This window comes from Burkholderia sp. Se-20373 (assembly GCF_017104705.1).
In the GTDB taxonomy this organism is placed as follows: domain Bacteria; phylum Pseudomonadota; class Gammaproteobacteria; order Burkholderiales; family Burkholderiaceae; genus Burkholderia.
This window is the reverse complement of sequence record NZ_JAAGPH010000164.1, coordinates 1-16,252: the sequence shown is the minus strand read 5'-3', so window position 1 is coordinate 16,252 and position 16,252 is coordinate 1. Positions and strand designations below refer to the sequence as shown.

The 16,252-nt window shown below is 66.7% G+C and carries 16 protein-coding genes; 9 read left to right on the top strand and 7 right to left on the bottom strand.

Annotated elements, in window-relative coordinates; genetic code table 11:
* On the bottom strand, positions 1–1,302 hold a 1,302-nt coding region (locus G3N96_RS33070), incomplete at its 3' end, for an MFS transporter (RefSeq protein ID WP_206139821.1).
* A 435-nt stretch (positions 1,303–1,737) separates the two neighbouring features.
* On the opposite strand from G3N96_RS33070, the gene G3N96_RS33065 reads away from it, so the two are divergent.
* Both G3N96_RS33065 and G3N96_RS33060 read left to right on the top strand, forming a co-directional pair.
* Complete coding sequence (locus G3N96_RS33065; RefSeq protein ID WP_206139820.1) at positions 1,738–2,856, top strand: TauD/TfdA family dioxygenase; 1,119 nt, start codon at positions 1,738–1,740, stop codon at positions 2,854–2,856.
* Between the two features lie 96 nt (positions 2,857–2,952).
* Positions 2,953–3,891, top strand: coding sequence for an ABC transporter substrate-binding protein (locus G3N96_RS33060; protein WP_206139819.1), 939 nt, complete (start codon positions 2,953–2,955; stop codon positions 3,889–3,891).
* A gap of 28 nt (positions 3,892–3,919) precedes the next feature.
* On the opposite strand, the gene G3N96_RS39465 is transcribed toward G3N96_RS33060, so the two are convergent.
* The 6 genes from G3N96_RS39465 to G3N96_RS33030 form a co-directional block, all read right to left on the bottom strand.
* Positions 3,920–4,810 (bottom strand): AidA/PixA family protein, encoded by an 891-nt coding sequence (locus G3N96_RS39465; RefSeq protein ID WP_241022942.1) that lies wholly within the window; start codon positions 4,808–4,810, stop codon positions 3,920–3,922.
* 65 nt (positions 4,811–4,875) lie between these two features.
* On the bottom strand, positions 4,876–5,379 hold the full coding sequence (locus G3N96_RS33050) for an inclusion body family protein (protein WP_011349899.1): 504 nt from the start codon (positions 5,377–5,379) through the stop codon (positions 4,876–4,878).
* Between the two features lie 298 nt (positions 5,380–5,677).
* Positions 5,678–6,061 (bottom strand): GtrA family protein, encoded by a 384-nt coding sequence (locus tag G3N96_RS33045; RefSeq protein ID WP_206139818.1) that lies wholly within the window; start codon positions 6,059–6,061, stop codon positions 5,678–5,680.
* 16 nt (positions 6,062–6,077) lie between these two features.
* Positions 6,078–7,121, bottom strand: coding sequence for a glycosyltransferase family 2 protein (locus G3N96_RS33040; protein ID WP_124581131.1), 1,044 nt, complete (start codon positions 7,119–7,121; stop codon positions 6,078–6,080).
* Positions 7,122–7,145: 24 nt separating this feature from the next.
* Positions 7,146–8,525 (bottom strand): glycosyltransferase family 87 protein, encoded by a 1,380-nt coding sequence (locus G3N96_RS33035; protein WP_206139817.1) that lies wholly within the window; start codon positions 8,523–8,525, stop codon positions 7,146–7,148.
* Positions 8,522–9,760, bottom strand: coding sequence for a glycosyltransferase family 87 protein (locus G3N96_RS33030; RefSeq protein ID WP_206139816.1), 1,239 nt, complete (start codon positions 9,758–9,760; stop codon positions 8,522–8,524). Before G3N96_RS33030 ends, G3N96_RS33035 begins: the two co-directional genes overlap by 4 nt.
* Before the next feature lie 1,049 nt (positions 9,761–10,809).
* Between G3N96_RS33030 and G3N96_RS33025 the strand changes: the two genes are divergently transcribed.
* From G3N96_RS33025 to G3N96_RS32995, 7 genes are all read left to right on the top strand, one after another.
* Complete coding sequence (locus G3N96_RS33025) at positions 10,810–11,001, top strand: Flp family type IVb pilin (RefSeq protein ID WP_039355485.1); 192 nt, start codon at positions 10,810–10,812, stop codon at positions 10,999–11,001.
* Between the two features lie 141 nt (positions 11,002–11,142).
* Complete coding sequence (locus G3N96_RS33020) at positions 11,143–11,334, top strand: Flp family type IVb pilin (RefSeq protein ID WP_089476198.1); 192 nt, start codon at positions 11,143–11,145, stop codon at positions 11,332–11,334.
* An 82-nt stretch (positions 11,335–11,416) separates the two neighbouring features.
* Positions 11,417–11,623 (top strand): Flp family type IVb pilin, encoded by a 207-nt coding sequence (locus tag G3N96_RS33015; protein ID WP_124581140.1) that lies wholly within the window; start codon positions 11,417–11,419, stop codon positions 11,621–11,623.
* Positions 11,624–11,668: 45 nt separating this feature from the next.
* A complete protein-coding gene (locus G3N96_RS33010; protein ID WP_206139815.1) occupies positions 11,669–12,208 on the top strand; it encodes a prepilin peptidase in 540 nt (179 codons plus the stop codon).
* 32 nt (positions 12,209–12,240) lie between these two features.
* Positions 12,241–13,641, top strand: coding sequence for an ATP-binding protein (locus G3N96_RS33005; protein WP_206139814.1), 1,401 nt, complete (start codon positions 12,241–12,243; stop codon positions 13,639–13,641).
* Between the two features lie 35 nt (positions 13,642–13,676).
* Positions 13,677–14,516, top strand: coding sequence for a Flp pilus assembly protein CpaB (cpaB, locus tag G3N96_RS33000; protein ID WP_124581146.1), 840 nt, complete (start codon positions 13,677–13,679; stop codon positions 14,514–14,516).
* A gap of 99 nt (positions 14,517–14,615) precedes the next feature.
* A partial coding sequence (locus G3N96_RS32995; RefSeq protein WP_206139813.1) for a type II and III secretion system protein family protein occupies positions 14,616–16,252 on the top strand: 1,637 nt, incomplete at its 3' end.

The following is a 16,252-nucleotide window of genomic DNA, read 5'->3' as shown; positions in this document are numbered from 1 at the left end:
GACCAGTGCGCCGAGCGCCGCGACGCCGACGGCTGCGCCCACCTGGCGCGCGGTATTGAGGATCGCCGACGCGGTGGCCGCGCGGCCGGCCTCGACGCTGCCGAGCATCGTCGAGGTCAGCGCGGGAATCGCGATCCCGCCGCCGATCGCCATCGCCGCGAGCCCGGGCGCCAGCAGCGCATACGGCGTGTGCGCGCCGAGCGTTTGCCACAGCCACACGTAGCCCGCGAGCGACACGGCGAGGCCGACGATGACGGTCGCGCGGAAGCCATGGCGGACGGCGAGACGCGCGCTCGCGATGTTGGCGAGCATGATGATCGTGAGCGGCGCGAGCGCGAGCCCCGACTCGGTCGCGGAGAAGCCGCGCGCGTTCTGAAAGTAGAGGCTCAGCGAGAAGATCAGCCCGTAGAACGCGGCATTCGTGATCGCGCCGATCGCGAGCACGCCCGGCACGCGCGCGATCCGGAAGAAGGCGAGCTGCAGCATCGGCGCGGCCACCCGCCGCTCGATCGCGACGAACAGCGCGCCGAGCACGACCGACGCGGCCAGCGCACCGGCCGCGTACGGATCGCCCGCCCCCTGCGCGCCGGCCCGGATGATCCCGCCCGTCAGCAGCGCGAGCACGAGCACCGCGACGATCTGGCCGGCCGGATCGAACTGCCGCGTGCGCGCGGCGGCCGAATCACGCACATGGCGCAGCGTGAGCCACAGGCCGCCTGCACAGATCGGCAGATTGATGAAGAAGATCGCACGCCAGCCGAGCGAGTCGATCAGCAGGCCGCCGAGCGTCGGACCGGCCGCGCTGATCGCGCCGCCCGTCGCGCTCCACCACGCGACGGCCCGTACACGGGCGGCCGCATCGTTGGCACACGCATGCGTGATGAGCGCGAGCGACGTGGGCAGGATCATCGCGGCGCCCACGCCCTGCGCGACGCGCGCGGCGATCAGCGCGGCCAGCGACGGCGCGAGCGCGCAGCCGAGCGACGCCAGCAGGAACAGCGCGAGGCCGTACGCGAACAGCCGGCGGCTGCCGAAGCGGTCGGCCAGCGTGCCGGACGTCAGCAGCAGCGCGGCGAACGACAGCGTGTACGCATCGACGATCCACTGCAGCCCGTGGACGCTCGATCCGAATGAATGGCCGAGGCTCGGGATCGCGACGTTGACCACGGTCACGTCGAGCTGGACGATCGCGAAGCCTAGGCTCGCGGCCGCGACGGTCGGGAAGATCGCGCGCAGCGACGTGCGGTGCGGCGGCACGCCGTCGGCCAGCGTGCGCTCGAGTGCCGGCGCGCGATCGCTCATCGTGTCCTCCGTGCCGCGTGGCGGGTGGGGCGGCACGCAGCCAACGGCGCGTCGTTTCCGGGCGTACTGCGCAGCAGAGGGAATCGGTTCATCTAACGGGTTTCCGTGGGGCGGAGGAAGGGCGCCGGCTGCCGATCGACGGCCGGCGCATCGTCGAATCCGACAGAAAACTAGCATCGACCCGTTAGCGAGTACAAATAATAACCGGCGATTATTTAACAACCATTCGTGTTAAGCGACGGTGCGAACGACGCGGCCCGCCGCTCGACGCGTTGCTGAACTTATATCTAAAATTTTTGTTTGCAATCGAATTAATATCATTTCGCAATGCAATGACGGTCTCCTAGTCTTGTCGAGCGCTGCGCCCCGAGGACGGCCACGCGCGGCGGTAGTGCCATACCGCTTATCGACCCCCGATCTTTATACGAGAGACCTATGACCTATCTCGCAGATGAACGCATCGTTTTGACGGCAGCGGAATCCAGTCATATCCGCACGACGCTCGGCGCACTGCCCTATGATCCGGCCGGCGGCGCGGGCTACATCAGCGCGGTGCGCAAACTAGCCTACACCGCGTTTCCCGACCGGGTCGTCGACGCGTTCGATCGCGCGAAGGCGCCCACCGCCGATGCGCACGGCTCGATCGAGATCGACAACCTGCCGATCGACGACGACGTGACGGGCAGCCCGAGGTTCGAGGAAACCGGCCGCTCGTTCAAGGCCGGCGTGTTGAGCGAGAACGTGCTGGTCGCGTTGAGCACGCTGGCCGGCGAGCCGTATTCGATCGCGCACGAAGGCCGCGAGCTCGTGAACAACCTCACGCCGCACAAGGCGACCGCGCGCGACTATACGGGCCTGGGCTCCGAGGTCGAGCTCGATTTCCATATCGAGAACGCCGCGCAGGCGCACATGCCGGAAGGCGACACGTCGCCGTTCGCGTTGCTGCTGCTCGGCGTGCGCAGCGAAGCCGGCGGCGGCCCGTACACGCGGCTCGCCGATGCGCGTCGTGCGCTGCAGCTGCTGTCGCCGGACGATATCGCGCAACTCTACGGCGAGCACTACATCATCCGCGTGCCGTACCGGTGGCGCGGGGCGGCGCCGACGCCGCGCGACAACACCGACCTGAGCGCGGTGCTGTCGGGGCCGCTCGATGCGCCGCGCGTGACGGTCGCGTTCTATCCGGACATGGTGCTGGCGGTCAACACGCGCGCACAGGAGGCGCTGGCCAACCTGTACCGCGCGGTGCGCGAGGTGTCGTTCGGCGTGCAGATTCAACCGGGCAAGCTGGTGCTGATCAACAATCATTTCACGCTGCATTCGCGCGACCGTTTCGATCCGCAATACGACGAGAACGACCGGGCATTGCGCTGGGTGCAGCGCGTGTTCGTCGCGCGCAGCCTGTGGAACTTCCGCGCGTTCACGCCGCTGCAGGCGCGCGTGTTCGATCCGAAGGCGCTGTATGCGGGCGAGTCGCAAGCGGCGCGCCCGCAGCCGGTCGCCCAGCCGGTGACGCAACGCGCGGCCGCGGCCGAACTCGAGGCGACGCCCGCCTGAGCGGGCCTGGAACGCCAGGCGGCGACGGACGGTGAAAATCGTTCGGCCCCGTCCGCGTTCCGCGCACGCGTCATCAAAAAAAGGAATCCGGAATATATGAAAAGAACAGCATTTCCCGCAGTGCGCGTCGTTCGCGTGCTGGCAGCCGTCCTGATCGGCGGCAGCGTGGCCGCGCAGGCCGCGACGTTCGACCTGAGCCCCGAGCAGCCCGGCCGCCAGCGCGGCACCGTGAACCCGGCGGTCGAGCAGGCCTTGCCGGCCGGCTTCCGGTTTGCGGAAGCGAACACATTGACGATCGGCATCGCGCCGAACCTGCCGCCGCTCAGCACCTATGCGACCGATGCGCGAACGGTGGTCGGCTTCGATCCCGATCTCGCGCAGCTCGTGGCCGACAGCATCGGCCGCAAGCTGAAGCTCGTGCCGCTGTCGTGGGCCGACTGGCCGCTCGCGCTGCAGTCCGGCAAGGTCGACGCGGTGATCTCCAACGTGACGGTGACCGAACAGCGCAAGGAGAAATTCGACTTCTCGACCTACCGGAAGGATCAGCTCGGCTTCTACGTGAAGAACGGCAGCCGGATCGCCGCGATCCGCGAGCCGAAAGATGTGGCCGGGCTGCGCGTCGTGACCGATTCGGGCACGAACCAGGAAAAGATCCTGCTCGAGTGGAACCGGCAGAACGTCGCGCGCGGCCTCGCGCCGGTCGAGATCCAGTATTACGCGGATGCGGCCGAGCGCTGGGTCGCGCTGCAATCGGGGCGCGTCGACACGATCTTCAGCGTGAATTCGATGCTCGCGTACCAGGCGTCGCTGCGCGGCGATGCGAAGCTGATCGGCACGGTGAGCGGCGGCTGGCCGCGCACCGCCGACATCGCGATCACGACGCGCAAGGGCAGCGGCCTCGCCGATCCGCTGACGGTCGCGATCAATGCGCTGATCGCGAACGGCAGCTACCGGAAGGTGCTCGGCCGCTGGAGCCTCGACGCCGAAGCGATCGAGCGGTCGCGGACCAATCCGCCGGGGCTGCCGCGTACCTGAACCGCCCGCGTGCCGCTTGCCGCGACGCTCACGTGATCGGCCACTGCAGGATCACGATCCCGTCGTTGTAGTCGGCATCGGCGCCGTCCTCGGCACCCAGCCAGCCGAGCCAGACGGAGTCGCCCGCGGACAGCGGCGCGAGGCGAGCATCGGTCGCGGATGGCCTGCCGTTGGCCGACGCCTCGATCCGGATCTTGCCGCCTTTCGAGTTCAGCGTGAACATCCTGACGCCGTCCTCGCTGTTGCCGACGAACGATGCGGCCGGTTCCGGCGCATCGTCGACGAAGAGTTTCAGGTCCTGCCGGTCGGCGGCATTCGCATAGAAGATCGCCTTGAATGCCGTATTCGGCGGCAGCGTGAAGTGACCATTGCGATCCGACGACGGCTTGAAACCGGGCTGCTTCGTGTCCGGCCCGCTCCCCGCGATCTCGATCGACGTTTCCCAGCGGAAATAGCCCGATACGTTGCCGTCGCGGTCGTATACGCCGAAGTCGGCCGTACACGTCGTGGCGCCCGCGGCCAGCACGTCGCTGCGCCAGTAGTGGTCCTTCATCGGATGGCACGGCGGATGCAGCAGGTCGTCGGCATTCGGCACGGGCGTGGCCGCGTCGCGCACTTCGGGTTCGATCGGCGCGACGATGCCCGCCTCCTTCAACGTGAACCGGACGAACAGCACGCTGACCTCGGCACGCAAGGCCAGCGCGGTTTCGCGCAGGCGCAGCTGGTCGCCCGGCGACAGGCCGGTAAAGAGGCGGCTGTCGTTGTGGCCGAGCTGCGCGGCGTCGCCAGGGCTCACCACATAGAGGTGCCGGCCGTCGATCACGGTCGGCGCGGCCGGGTCGCGGCTTGCCTCCGGGTAGGCCGACAGCAGCGTGACGGCGTCGACGATCACCAGCACATCGCAACGAAGACCAGACATGAGCGCTTCCTCCGCAACAAGTGGATGACGCGGGCAGCCGCCGCGCGGCCGCCCGCCTGCCGCGATCAGTTATGGATCGAGATGAACGGATCCCAGGAGAAGCAGCCCTGGCTCTGGCAGTTGCGATCGATGATCTGGAACTGGAAGTGGTACGTCACGCGGCCGACTTTCAGGCATTCCGACGACCAGTAGTAGTTCGCGACCTTCTGGCAGGTCGGCACCTCGGGCTTGCTGGTGTTCGGCACCGGAATGGACGCTTCCGCGACGCGCGGCGTCGGCGTCGAGATCAGTTCGTTGCCGACGTTGCCGACGAACTTGTAGAACACGACCTGGTTCTCGAAGCCCAGCGACAGGCTCGTTTCACGCCAGCGGATCAGGTCGCCGACCTGCGCCTTCAGGTCGAGCTCGCCGCCCGCCTGCCCGGAGATGACGTTGTCCTGGTTGGTCACCATATAGACATAGCGCCAATCGATCAGCGTCGGCGCGGCCGGGTTCTTGCTGGGATTCGGATATTTTTTGAGAATGGTTTCGGTATCGAAAGAGACGAGCACATCGGTGACGCGTGACATAGAAGCTCCCGTTTGAATGAATGGGACTTATTGTTGCGCGAATTGCTTCGTGCGGCCGCCATCGCCTTGTCCTGCAAGGCTTCGTTCCGATCAAGGCACGTGCAGGCGAGATGGCGAATGCAGATTATCCCGTTCGGTTAATTCCGGAAGCTGTAAAAGTAAACAGGGTATTAATATTATTTCAAACGGTAATTTTGAAATCGGATTCAATCGGCGCGATGCGTTACATAAATATAACGACATTGAACCTGTTAATGGAGTGGCCGATTAATTCCGGGGCGGAAAGCGGGCGGATGGCTTACCGGTAGGTCCACAGCCGGTGCAGCGCGAACGTGGTCGGCGGAACCAGCAGCGCGATCGCGACGATGCTCATCCCGCGGGAGACTTCGAGTGCTTCGGCCGCACGCGCGAGCAGCATCGTTTCGACGAAGCCGGCCAGCGTAACCGCGAGAAAGCGCATCGCGTTGCGCGTGCCCACCGTCGACGAGAAGCTCCACAGCGTATTCGCGAGATACGAGAAGGCCGTCGCGCACAGGAAGCCGATCGCGTTCGCCGTCACCAGCGTCGCATCGAACCGCGCGAACAGCGCCGCGGCCACCAGCGTGTGGATCGCGGTCGAGCCGAGCCCGGACACGCCGAAGCGCACGAGCCGCGTGCGCTCGGCATGGAGCAGGGCGATCATGGCGCGTCGGCGCGGGTCAGCGTGCGCCGATCCGCGCACGGGTCGGCTGCACGCGCCGACGGGCGATCTGGCGGCGTGCATCGCGCGCGACCGGGAGTTCGATCACCTTGCCGTGCGCCTGGTAGCGGCGGCGGATCAGGTAGACGGGCCGTTGCTTCGACTCGTCGTAGATTCGCCCGACGTATTCGCCGACGACCCCGATCCCGATGAGCTCGATTCCGCCGATGAACAGCGTGACCGAGATCAGCGATGCGTAGCCGAGCACCGGATTGCCGAACAGCAGCGTGCGGAAGATGATGAACGCGCCGTACAGGAACGCGAGCGTGGCGATGCCGACGCCGATGTAGGTCCAGCTGCGCAGCGGCACGGTGCTGAAGCTGGTGATGCCTTCCAGCGCGAAATTCCACAGCTTCCAGCCGGAGAACTTCGAGTGCCCGGCGCTGCGCGCGTCGCGCTGGTATTCGACGATCACGGTGCGGTAGCCGACCCACGCGAACAACCCCTTCATGAAGCGATGCCGCTCGGGCAGGTTGCGCAGCGCGTTCACGACCTTGCGGTCCATCAGCCGGAAATCGCCGACGTTCTCCGGCAGTTTCACGTCCGACAGCAGGTTGTGCACGCGATAGTAGATCGCGGCCGCCGTGCGTTTCGCGTACGAGTCGCACGCACGGTTGCTGCGCTTCGCCGCGACGACTTCCGCGCCGTCGCGCCAGTGCTCGATCATCACGGGGATCAGGCTCGGCGGATCCTGCAGGTCGGCGTCGAGCGGGATCACGGCATCGCCGAGCGCTTCGTCGAGGCCGGCCGTGAGCGCGGCTTCCTTGCCGAAGTTGCGGGTGAGGTCGATCACGCGCACGCGCCGCTCGGCGGTGCTGATCCGGATCAGCCGGTCGAGCGTGTCGTCGCGGCTGCCGTCGTTCACGCAGACGATCTCGAAACGGATCGCGTCGATGGACGTCATCAGCGGCATCACGACGTCGAAGAAGTGCTCAACGGCCTCGCCTTCGTTATAGAACGGCACGACCAGCGAGATGAGCGGTGCATGGAGAGGTTCCCGCATGATGATTCCCCTTGTGATGTCGTTTCACCGATGCGCGCCGATGGTCGGTCGGCCGGTGCGGCGCATTTCGTACGCCGGGCGGTGGTGCGTTCGGACCTGATGCGTGAACGCGGTTTCGGTCGAGTTGTCGCGGGTGTCCGGCATCGACGGCACGTCGTGCCGTTCCCGGGCGATCCGGCTGACGAGCAGCCCGAGCGACGCCAGCGTGACGAGCGGCATGAACTGGAACGACAGATGCGGCACGACTGCGAGCCCCGCGAGCGGCATCAGCCACAGCAGCAGCAGCCATTCGCGATCGAAGCGGCGCCAGCCGTGCGTCCATGCATAGCGCGCATACCACGCGATCACGATGCCGTACCAGGTCAGGTCGTAGTCGTACAGATAGGGGCTGACGAGCAGGCAGGCGCACGCGAGAGTCGCGGCGCGCAGCGCGTACGAGCAGGCGCCGCGCCAGGCGTAGACGACGGCGATGGCCGCGGTCGCGACCGACAGCAGCTGAAGGCCGTTCGCGACGATGGCGGGCCAGCCTGCCAGCGTGGCGAGCGCGAACACCGACGGCATGCGCACGAGCCTGGCCTGGCCGGCGCCGACGATCGCGTAGACGTTGTCGATCACATGCGCGAACGTGAGCCACGGGCCGAACCCGAACGCGAGGGTCGAAAGCGCGACGCTGCACGCGAGCGTCGCGGCCCACGCGGCCAGTGCGCGCCATTGACCCGCGCACAGCAGCGCGAGCGGGAACAGCACCGCGAGCTGCGGCTTCATCGTCAGCAAACCGAAGCAGATCCCGGCGTACACGGGGCGGCGGTTCAGCGCGAGCAGGCCGGCGCCGGCGAGCAACGCGGTGAAGAGGCTGGTCTGCCCGACGATCACCGTGAGGAACGCGCCGGGGAACGCGAGCGCGCACAGCCACGCGGCATCGCGCTGCACGGTCGCGTGGATCGTCGCCGCGAACAGCCCATACGTGAGCGCGAGCCACAGCACGAGCGCCAGCGTGTACGGCAGCCAGCCGAGCGGCAGCACGAGCAGCAGCATGGAGGGCGGATAGAGCCACGGCATTGTGCCGTCCGCGAGGGTCAACGCCGGAATCGCGAGCTTCTGGACTGCGAACAGCGCGGGAAAATGCCAGGCATCGGCCGCATGCCCGTGGGCGGCGAGCCACGCCGCGCTCCAGATCGGCGAGAAATCCGGCGACAGCGGTTCCGGTGCGCCGGTGTGTGACAGGAACACGCGGATCGAATAGATGCCGATGAACAGCAGTTCCGCCATCAGCACGGCGGCCGCATAAAGGCGCACGCGTTCGCGATTGAGCCAGTGCGGATAGCGGCGCGGGCCCGCGATCGGGAGTTCCGGATGCACATCGGTGGCGGCATGCGCGTGGCGGGCGAACGAAGGCGCTTTCATCGCGTATTCCGTGACGCGAGGGACGCGCGACGCACGACGACGAACAGCACCGCGAGCAGCACGACCGGCCCGATCTGAGGCAGCTTCGTCAACCGGTTGAACATCTCGAAGGCCGGCAGCAGCCACGCGAGCACGAGGATGCCCTGGTCGCCGGGCAGCCAGCCTTCGTCGAGGCCGTGCGCGATCAGGCAGAAGATCGCGATGCCGAGCCACGTCAGTTCGTAATGCCACAGATAGGGCGTCGTCAACAGCGTGGCGACCGCCAGCGCCGCGCCACGCAGGCGCATGTCGGGCGTACGGCGCCATACATCGACGGCCGCGGCGATCGCGAGCAGTGCGACTGCCGCTTGCGCGGCCAGCGCGGCGGCCACCGGCGCACCGGCGAGCCGCAACGCGGCGAACGGCGTCGGCGACGCGAGCCAGTAAGACGCGAGCATGAAATGCATGTCGCGTACCGTCGACATGGCCTGGCTCAAGCCGTGCAGCGCGCCGGGGCCGGTCAGTGCAATCCCGGCCACCGCGAACAGCGTCGCGCTCAGCGCGGCCGCCGCGAACGTGCGCCATGCCCGCGCGGCGATCAGCACGAACGGGAACACGACGGCGAGTTGCGGCTTGATCGCAAGCAACCCGATCACCACGCCGGCCACGACCGGGCGCTTGCCCAGCAGATGCAGCGCGAGCGCGGCGAGGCCGGCGGTCAGGACGCTGTTCTGGCCGAACAGCGCGGACAGGCACACCCCCGAATACGCGACCACGACGAGCGTGGCGGCGCGCGGATGGGGAAGATGCGCGCGCAATCCCGACAACCGCGAGACGGCGAACGCGTAGCATAAAAGACTGCCCGCCAAAAAGAGGAAATACGCGGGCAGGAAAGGCACAAGGGCAAGCGGCGCGATGAACAGCAACATCGTCGGCGGATAGAGCCAGGGAAGCGGCTGGTGCTGCAGCGACGCACCGAAGTGCGCGAACTCGGCCTGCTTGAATAACGACATGTCGTAGGCCGATGCGGCGTGGCCTTGCAACACGAGATGCGATGCGGTCCAGAAGACGGAGAAGTCGGTGCCGGGGCGGACCGTGGTGGTCGACGTGAAGCCGTCGGTCACGATACCCCACACGATCAGCAACGCGGTGAAGAGCATCAGCATGATGCAGCTGTACGGAATGATCCGATCGGCTGTCAGCCATTGGATGCGGCGTATTGCACGCCCGCGCATTTCACGGTTGGCTGTGTACATGATTCCCCGTCTGTAGTGAAGGCTGCGTGGTATTTCACAGCCGTTTTCATGTTGTCGTGCCCGCGGATCGAATCGCTGAAATCGCGTTGTCCGGTGAATTCATTGTTGAAGAAAAAATCGCGTGATGCAAATCGCGCACGGACGGCGGGTATTTGAATTGTTCAGCGATACGCGTGAAAACCGCGTTTTCACGTATGAGAAAACGGCGCGAACGGATTTCATGTATCTGGCTTGAAACATTCCGCGTTTTTCACCGGGTTCGCGTGCCGCCGATACCGCGGCGCGCGAGCGCCCTGACGTGTTCGGGAAAGTCCCGAGAAAAAAATTGAGACCCTTGTTGCAGCGCGGCGGCGGGCGTTCAGGCGTGCAACGGATGCGCGGGCGGATATATCAATTTTGAAACATTTCGCGCATCGCGCCTCGGGCCGGGGAGGATGGGCATCGCTGGAACGCTTGATACGCCTGGATTTCGTTCCGGGTGGCCTGCTCTTTGCGTAAGCGTTGGCACGGCAGTCGACGAGGTGACGACCGGGCGGTTCCAGCAAAGTCGGACGGAACCCGCTTCGGAATCACCGGCGGAAAGGAAGGCCGGAGCACGACGGGGAACACGCCGCTCCAGGTCGATCAACCGAGCAAGACTTCGTCGAATGACCGATGAGACCCGGTATCGTCAGGGCAATAAGAAATCGGCATGGCAGCATATGGGGAATAAAAATGAAAGACCACGGCATATTGCGGATCGCAAACCGCATTAAAGACACATTGCGGATTTTCCGGGAGTTTGTCTCCCGTTCAACAGGACTCCATGCGTCGAATGGCCGTCGTGCCGTTCGGGTCGATCCGGTCGCGCGGTTTATCCGGCCGGTCGCACCGTACACGCCTATCTCGCTCACTGCCTCACCGATACCCGTTCGCACGGGCAGGGATGTCTATCCCCGCTCCCGCAGCTGAGCGACGCGTTCCGATTTTTCGAGTAGTGCCGGTGGTGCCCACCCCCGACGTCCTGACGGACGAAGGGTATTTAATAGCAGTCCGAAAGGAGAATGCTCATGTCAAGAATCATCGAGAAGATCGCCTGGCTCGTCGAGGATCAGGGCGGCGTGACGGCCATCGAATACGGCCTGATCGCCGCGCTGATCGCGATCGGCATCGTCGCCGCGTTGACGACGGTCGGTACGGATCTGAAGACCGTCTTCAGCACGGTCGCCGACGATCTGGATTCGATAGTAGCTGCGATTTGATGGACGGTGCGGCGAACGGGTCGCCCGATTCGTTCGTTGGCACCACACGGCATTAACACCATGCCTCGACGTATCGATGCCGGATCGATCGATCCTGCCGGCACGCGAGGGATCTGAAAGTGACTACGCAAGGAGATCATCATGTCCAAGTTCATTCAACAAGCCAGCCGTTTCATCCGTGATGAAGACGGCGTGACCGCCATCGAATACGGCCTGATCGCCGCACTGATCGCCATCGGCATCATCGCCGCGCTGACGACGGTCGGCAAGGACCTCAAGACCGTGTTCACCACGATCGCGGACGACCTCGATTCGGCGGTCGCAGCCATCTGATGGATCGTGCCGCGGACGGCTCGGCCGGTGCAGCGCTCGAGCCGTCCCCGGTCATCTGATCAACCCGGAACCGGAGACCATCATGCAAGCCACGATGCGCGTCGTACGTCGCTGGATCAGCGACGAGCAGGGTGTGACGTCGATCGAATATGCATTGCTCGGCGCGATGTTCGCCGTGGCGGTGCTGGGCAGCGTCGTCACGCTGAAAGGCTCGCTTGCCGATACGTACGAGGTGATCGCAACGGCCGTGACGGCTGCCGTGGCCACCGCGCTGGCAATGGTTTCCTGATCCACCGATTCCACCGATTCCACCGTTTCGACTGCGAGGTTCGCCATGCTCCCCGTTGCGCCGCCTTACCCGGTTCCGTTGTGCGTGACGCTGCTCGCGGTCGCCGCGGCCAGCACGGACATCGCGACCCGTCGCATTCCGAACCGTCTCGTCCTGCTCGGCCTGGCCGGCGCGCTGGTTGCCCAGTGCCTGTTGCACGGCGTCGTGGCCGGTGCGCTCGGCTGGCTCGCCGGCGCCGCGACCGGCTTCGGCATGCTGCTGCCGTTCTACCTGTTGCGCGGCATGGCCGCCGGCGACGTGAAGCTGATGCTCGCGATCGGCGCCTGGGTCGGCGCGGAAATGACGTTTTACATCGTGCTGGCCACCTTCCTGGCCGGCGGGATCGGCGCCATCGCCTTCGCGCTGCTGCGCGGGCGGATGCGCCAGATGTGGGCGAACGTGCGCGTGTTGATCGCGTTGCGCTCGCGAGGCGCGAGCGCCGAGGCCGCCGGCGGCCCCGTCGACATCGCATCGGTCGGCACGCTGCCGTACGGCGTGGCGATCGCGGCCGGCACGCTGGGCATGCTGTTCGCGTCGTGCGCATAGCGCGACACATCCGCAACGAGGACGCAACGATCATGAACACGAATCACACCGAACCGAGACGCGACGCACAGGTGGCACGCCTGCCCGATCCGTTGCCGTCGCGGGAAGTGCATACGAAGCTGGGCGCGCAGTTGCCGGTGGCGCCGCGCTCGCTCGAGGAAACCGGGTTGAGCATGACGTTCGTTGCCGGCCTCGTGCTGAAGTCGACGCTGATGCTCGGCCGCCCGTCGTACGGCGACCTGGTCGAACGGCACTGCCTGTCGCTCGCGGTGCTCGACGACGTCTTCGCATTCCTGGTGCGCGAGCATCTGGTCGAGCTCACGCACCGCGGTGCGACCGATCTCGACGTCACGTTCCGCCTGACCGACGCGGGCCGCGTGCTCGCGCTGGAAGAACGGGCGCGCAGCGGCTACAGCGGGCCCGCACCGGTGACGCTCGATGCGTATATCGCGTGCCTGGACGCGCATTCGGTACGCAAGCTGCGCATCAGCCAGGACGAAGTGTGGGCGGCATTCGAAGGGGTCGTGATCGACACGTCGCTGCTCGATGCGGCGGCTGCCGCGCTGAACGCGGGCCGTCCGCTGCTGATCCACGGCCCGGCCGGCAGCGGCAAGACCTTCCTCGCCGAGCGGCTCGGCTCGCTGATGCGCGGCCGCGTGCCGGTGCCGTACGCGATCTGGGCGGCCGGCGAAGTGATCCAGATCTACGACCCGCTCGTGCACGTCGACGCGGACACGCCGTCCGGCGGCCTGTCGGTCGATCGCCGCTGGCGCCTGTGCCACCGGCCGGTCGTGATGTCGGGCGGCGAACTGACGCTCGACGAGCTCGACCTGCGCCGCGACGAGACCGCCGGCTTCTACCAGGCGCCGCCGCACATGAAGGCGAACCTGGGCATGTACGTCGTCGACGATCTCGGCCGCCAGCGCGTCGAGCCGCGCGACCTGCTCAATCGCTGGCTGCGCCCGCTCGATCGCGGCGTCGATTTGCTGACGCTCGAATCCGGCAACCGCTTCGTGATGCCGTTCGACGTCTGGCCGGTGTTCTCGAGCAACCTGTCGCCGGAGCAACTGGGCGACGACGCGTTCCTGCGCCGCCTCGGTTCGAAGCTGCACGTCGGCGCGATGTCGATCGACGACTACCGCGCGGTGTACAACGCGGCCTGCGCATCGCTCGGGCTCGTCTCGGCGAGCGATGCATTCGACTACCTGCTGCATCGGCTGCACCTGCCGACCGGCAAGGCGTTTCTCGCCTGTTTCCCGGCGGACCTGCTGCGTCTCGTGGCCGCCGGCGCGCATTACCGCGGCGATCCGCCCGAGGTGACGCACGACGCGTTGTACGACGCATGGGCGAGCTATTTCGGCACGGTGCCTGAACGGGACGGCAACCATCCGCCGCCCGTCGAGCGCGGCGGGCGCACCTACGTCACCGGTTGAGCCGTTTCTTTCACGATTCGTCGAGGAGCATTGCCATGAAAAACAGTCGAGCGGTCATGATGCTGGTCGTCGCGATGGTCGCGGGTCTTGCCGCGGTCGTGTTCGCGTCCCACTGGCTGGTGCAGACATCCACGAGCTCGGTCACGCCGGTCGCGGTGGCCACCACCGACCTGAACCTGGGCGAACCGCTCGGGCCGAACCAGATCCACATGGTCAGCTGGCCGTCGGGCAGCGTGCCCACCGGCGCGTTCACCGATACGAAGGGGCTCGAAGGGCGCGTCGTGCGCACCAGCCTCGCACGCGGCGAGCCGGTGATCGAGTCGAAGCTCGCGCCGGTCGGCACGAAGGGCGGGCTGTCCGCGGTCATCGCCGACGGCAGCCGCGCGATCACGGTGCGCGTGAACGACGTGGTCGGCGTCGCGGGCTTCGCGCTGCCGGGCAACTACGTCGACGTGATCGTCAACACGCAGGAACAACAGGGCAAGACCGACGGGCAGAGCATCTCGAAGATCGTGCTCGAGCACATCCTCGTGCTTGCCGTCGCGCAGCAGGTCAGCCGCGACGACACGGCGCCGAAGGTCGTCAACGCGGTGACGCTGGAAGTCACGCCCGACCAGGCCGAGCGGCTCGACCTCGCGCGCAGCGTCGGCACGCTGTCGCTCGTGCTGCGCAACCAGGTCGACCAGAAGACGTTGAACACCGACGGGGCCACCAAGCTGACGCTGCTCGGCAAGGAGCCCGCACCCGAAGCGCCGCCGGCACCGGCCCGCGTGAAGACGGTGCGCGTGCACGTCGCATCGCACGCGGCGCCGGAAGTGCGGCGCGACTGCGTCGGCGTGCTGACGGGCGTGAAGGGCAGCGTCGAGTGTTTCTGAATCAGTTCATTGAAGCCACATAAACGGCCGCCGGCAACGCGCGGCGGCCCTGGAAGTCGATAACCGGCACGGCGCCGGTCTCTCGGGGGATCAGACGAAATGAAGATCAAACCGCAATGCACAGGTACCGGCCCGCTGCAGACACGCGTCGCACGGGGCACGATGATGGCCGCGATCCTCTGTTCGGGATGGCTGACCGTTTATGGCGCACTCGCGCAGGAAGGCGTCGAGTCGGCCGCGCTGACCAAGGGCGGCGCCAGCGCGCCGGCCGCGGTCGGCAAGGGGCCGATGCAGATGACGATCAGCATGGCGCCGGTGGCGGCGGCCGCGCCCGCCGCGGCGGCGGGGCCGCTGCGCGGACCGAACTGCGTCGGCGCGGTGCGCGAATCGACCAGCGTCAGCGTGCCGCTCGGCAAGTCGCTGCTGGTGCCGATGCCGGAGCCGGTCCGTAATCGGACGATCGGCAATCCGGCCGTCGCGCAGGCCACGATGGTGTCGCCGCAGACGCTGTACATCCTCGGGCTCGCGGTCGGCACGACCAACATGATCGTGCAGGGCAAGAGCGGCGCATGCCGCGTGATCGACGTCGCGGTCGGCGCGGATGCCGGCGGCCTGCAGGCGTCGCTGATGCAGCTGATGCCGAGCGAGCGCGACATCCATGTGTCGACCGCCGCCGGCACGATCGTGCTGGCCGGCACCGTGTCGAGCTCGCAGGCCGCGCAGCAGGCCGTGCAGATCGCCCATGCGTACGGCGACAGCGCGGGCGATCCGGCCGGCGGCGGCAAGGCGGGCGGGGTGCTCAACATGCTGAACGTCACGTCGCCGCAGCAGGTGATGCTCGAGGTGAAGGTGGCCGAGGTGTCGAAGACGCTGATCAACCAGATGGGCAGCGCGCTCAACATCCAGGGCGGGTTCGGTTCGTGGAGCGGCGCGCTGGTCAGCAACCTGCTCGCGGGCGTCGCCACCGGGATCGCCTTCAGCAAGGCGAACAACAAGCCGTTCAACCTCGCGGCCGACGCGCAGAACACCGACAACCTGGTCAAGATCCTCGCGGAGCCGAATCTCGTGACGATCAGCGGCCAGGAAGCGACGTTCCTCGCGGGCGGCAAGATCTTCATCCCGATCCCGCAGAGCGGCAGCAACGGCGTCTCGTCGATCACGCTGCAGGAAGAGGAGTTCGGCGTCGCGCTGAAGTTCACGCCGACCGTGCTGGGCAATGGCCGGATCAGCCTGAAGGTCGCGCCGGAAGTGTCGGAGCTGTCGCAGACGGGCGTCACGCTGAGCGCGACCAACATCGGCGGCACGTCGATCCTGCCGCTGATCACGACGCGGCGCGCATCGACGACGGTGCAGATGGGCGACGGCGAAACGTTCGCGATCGGCGGGCTGATCAAGGACAACGGGACCGGCGCGTTGAAGGCGCTCCCGGGTGTCGGCGAAATTCCCGTGCTCGGCGCGCTGCTCCGCAGCACATCGTTCCAGCAGGACCGTACCGAGCTGATCTTCGTGATCACGCCGCACCTGGTGAAGCCGCTGCAGACCGCCGACGTGCCGCTGCCGACCGACAGCTTCACGAAGCCGAACGAAATCGACGTGTATGCGACGGGCAACATGGAAGGCCGCGGTGGCCTTCGCAAGCATGGTGCGCAACCGGCGAACGGCGCGGCAGCCGCACCGCAGACTCCGGCCCAGGCACCGGCTCCCGCACCGGCACCGGCACCGCAATCGGAAGCGCA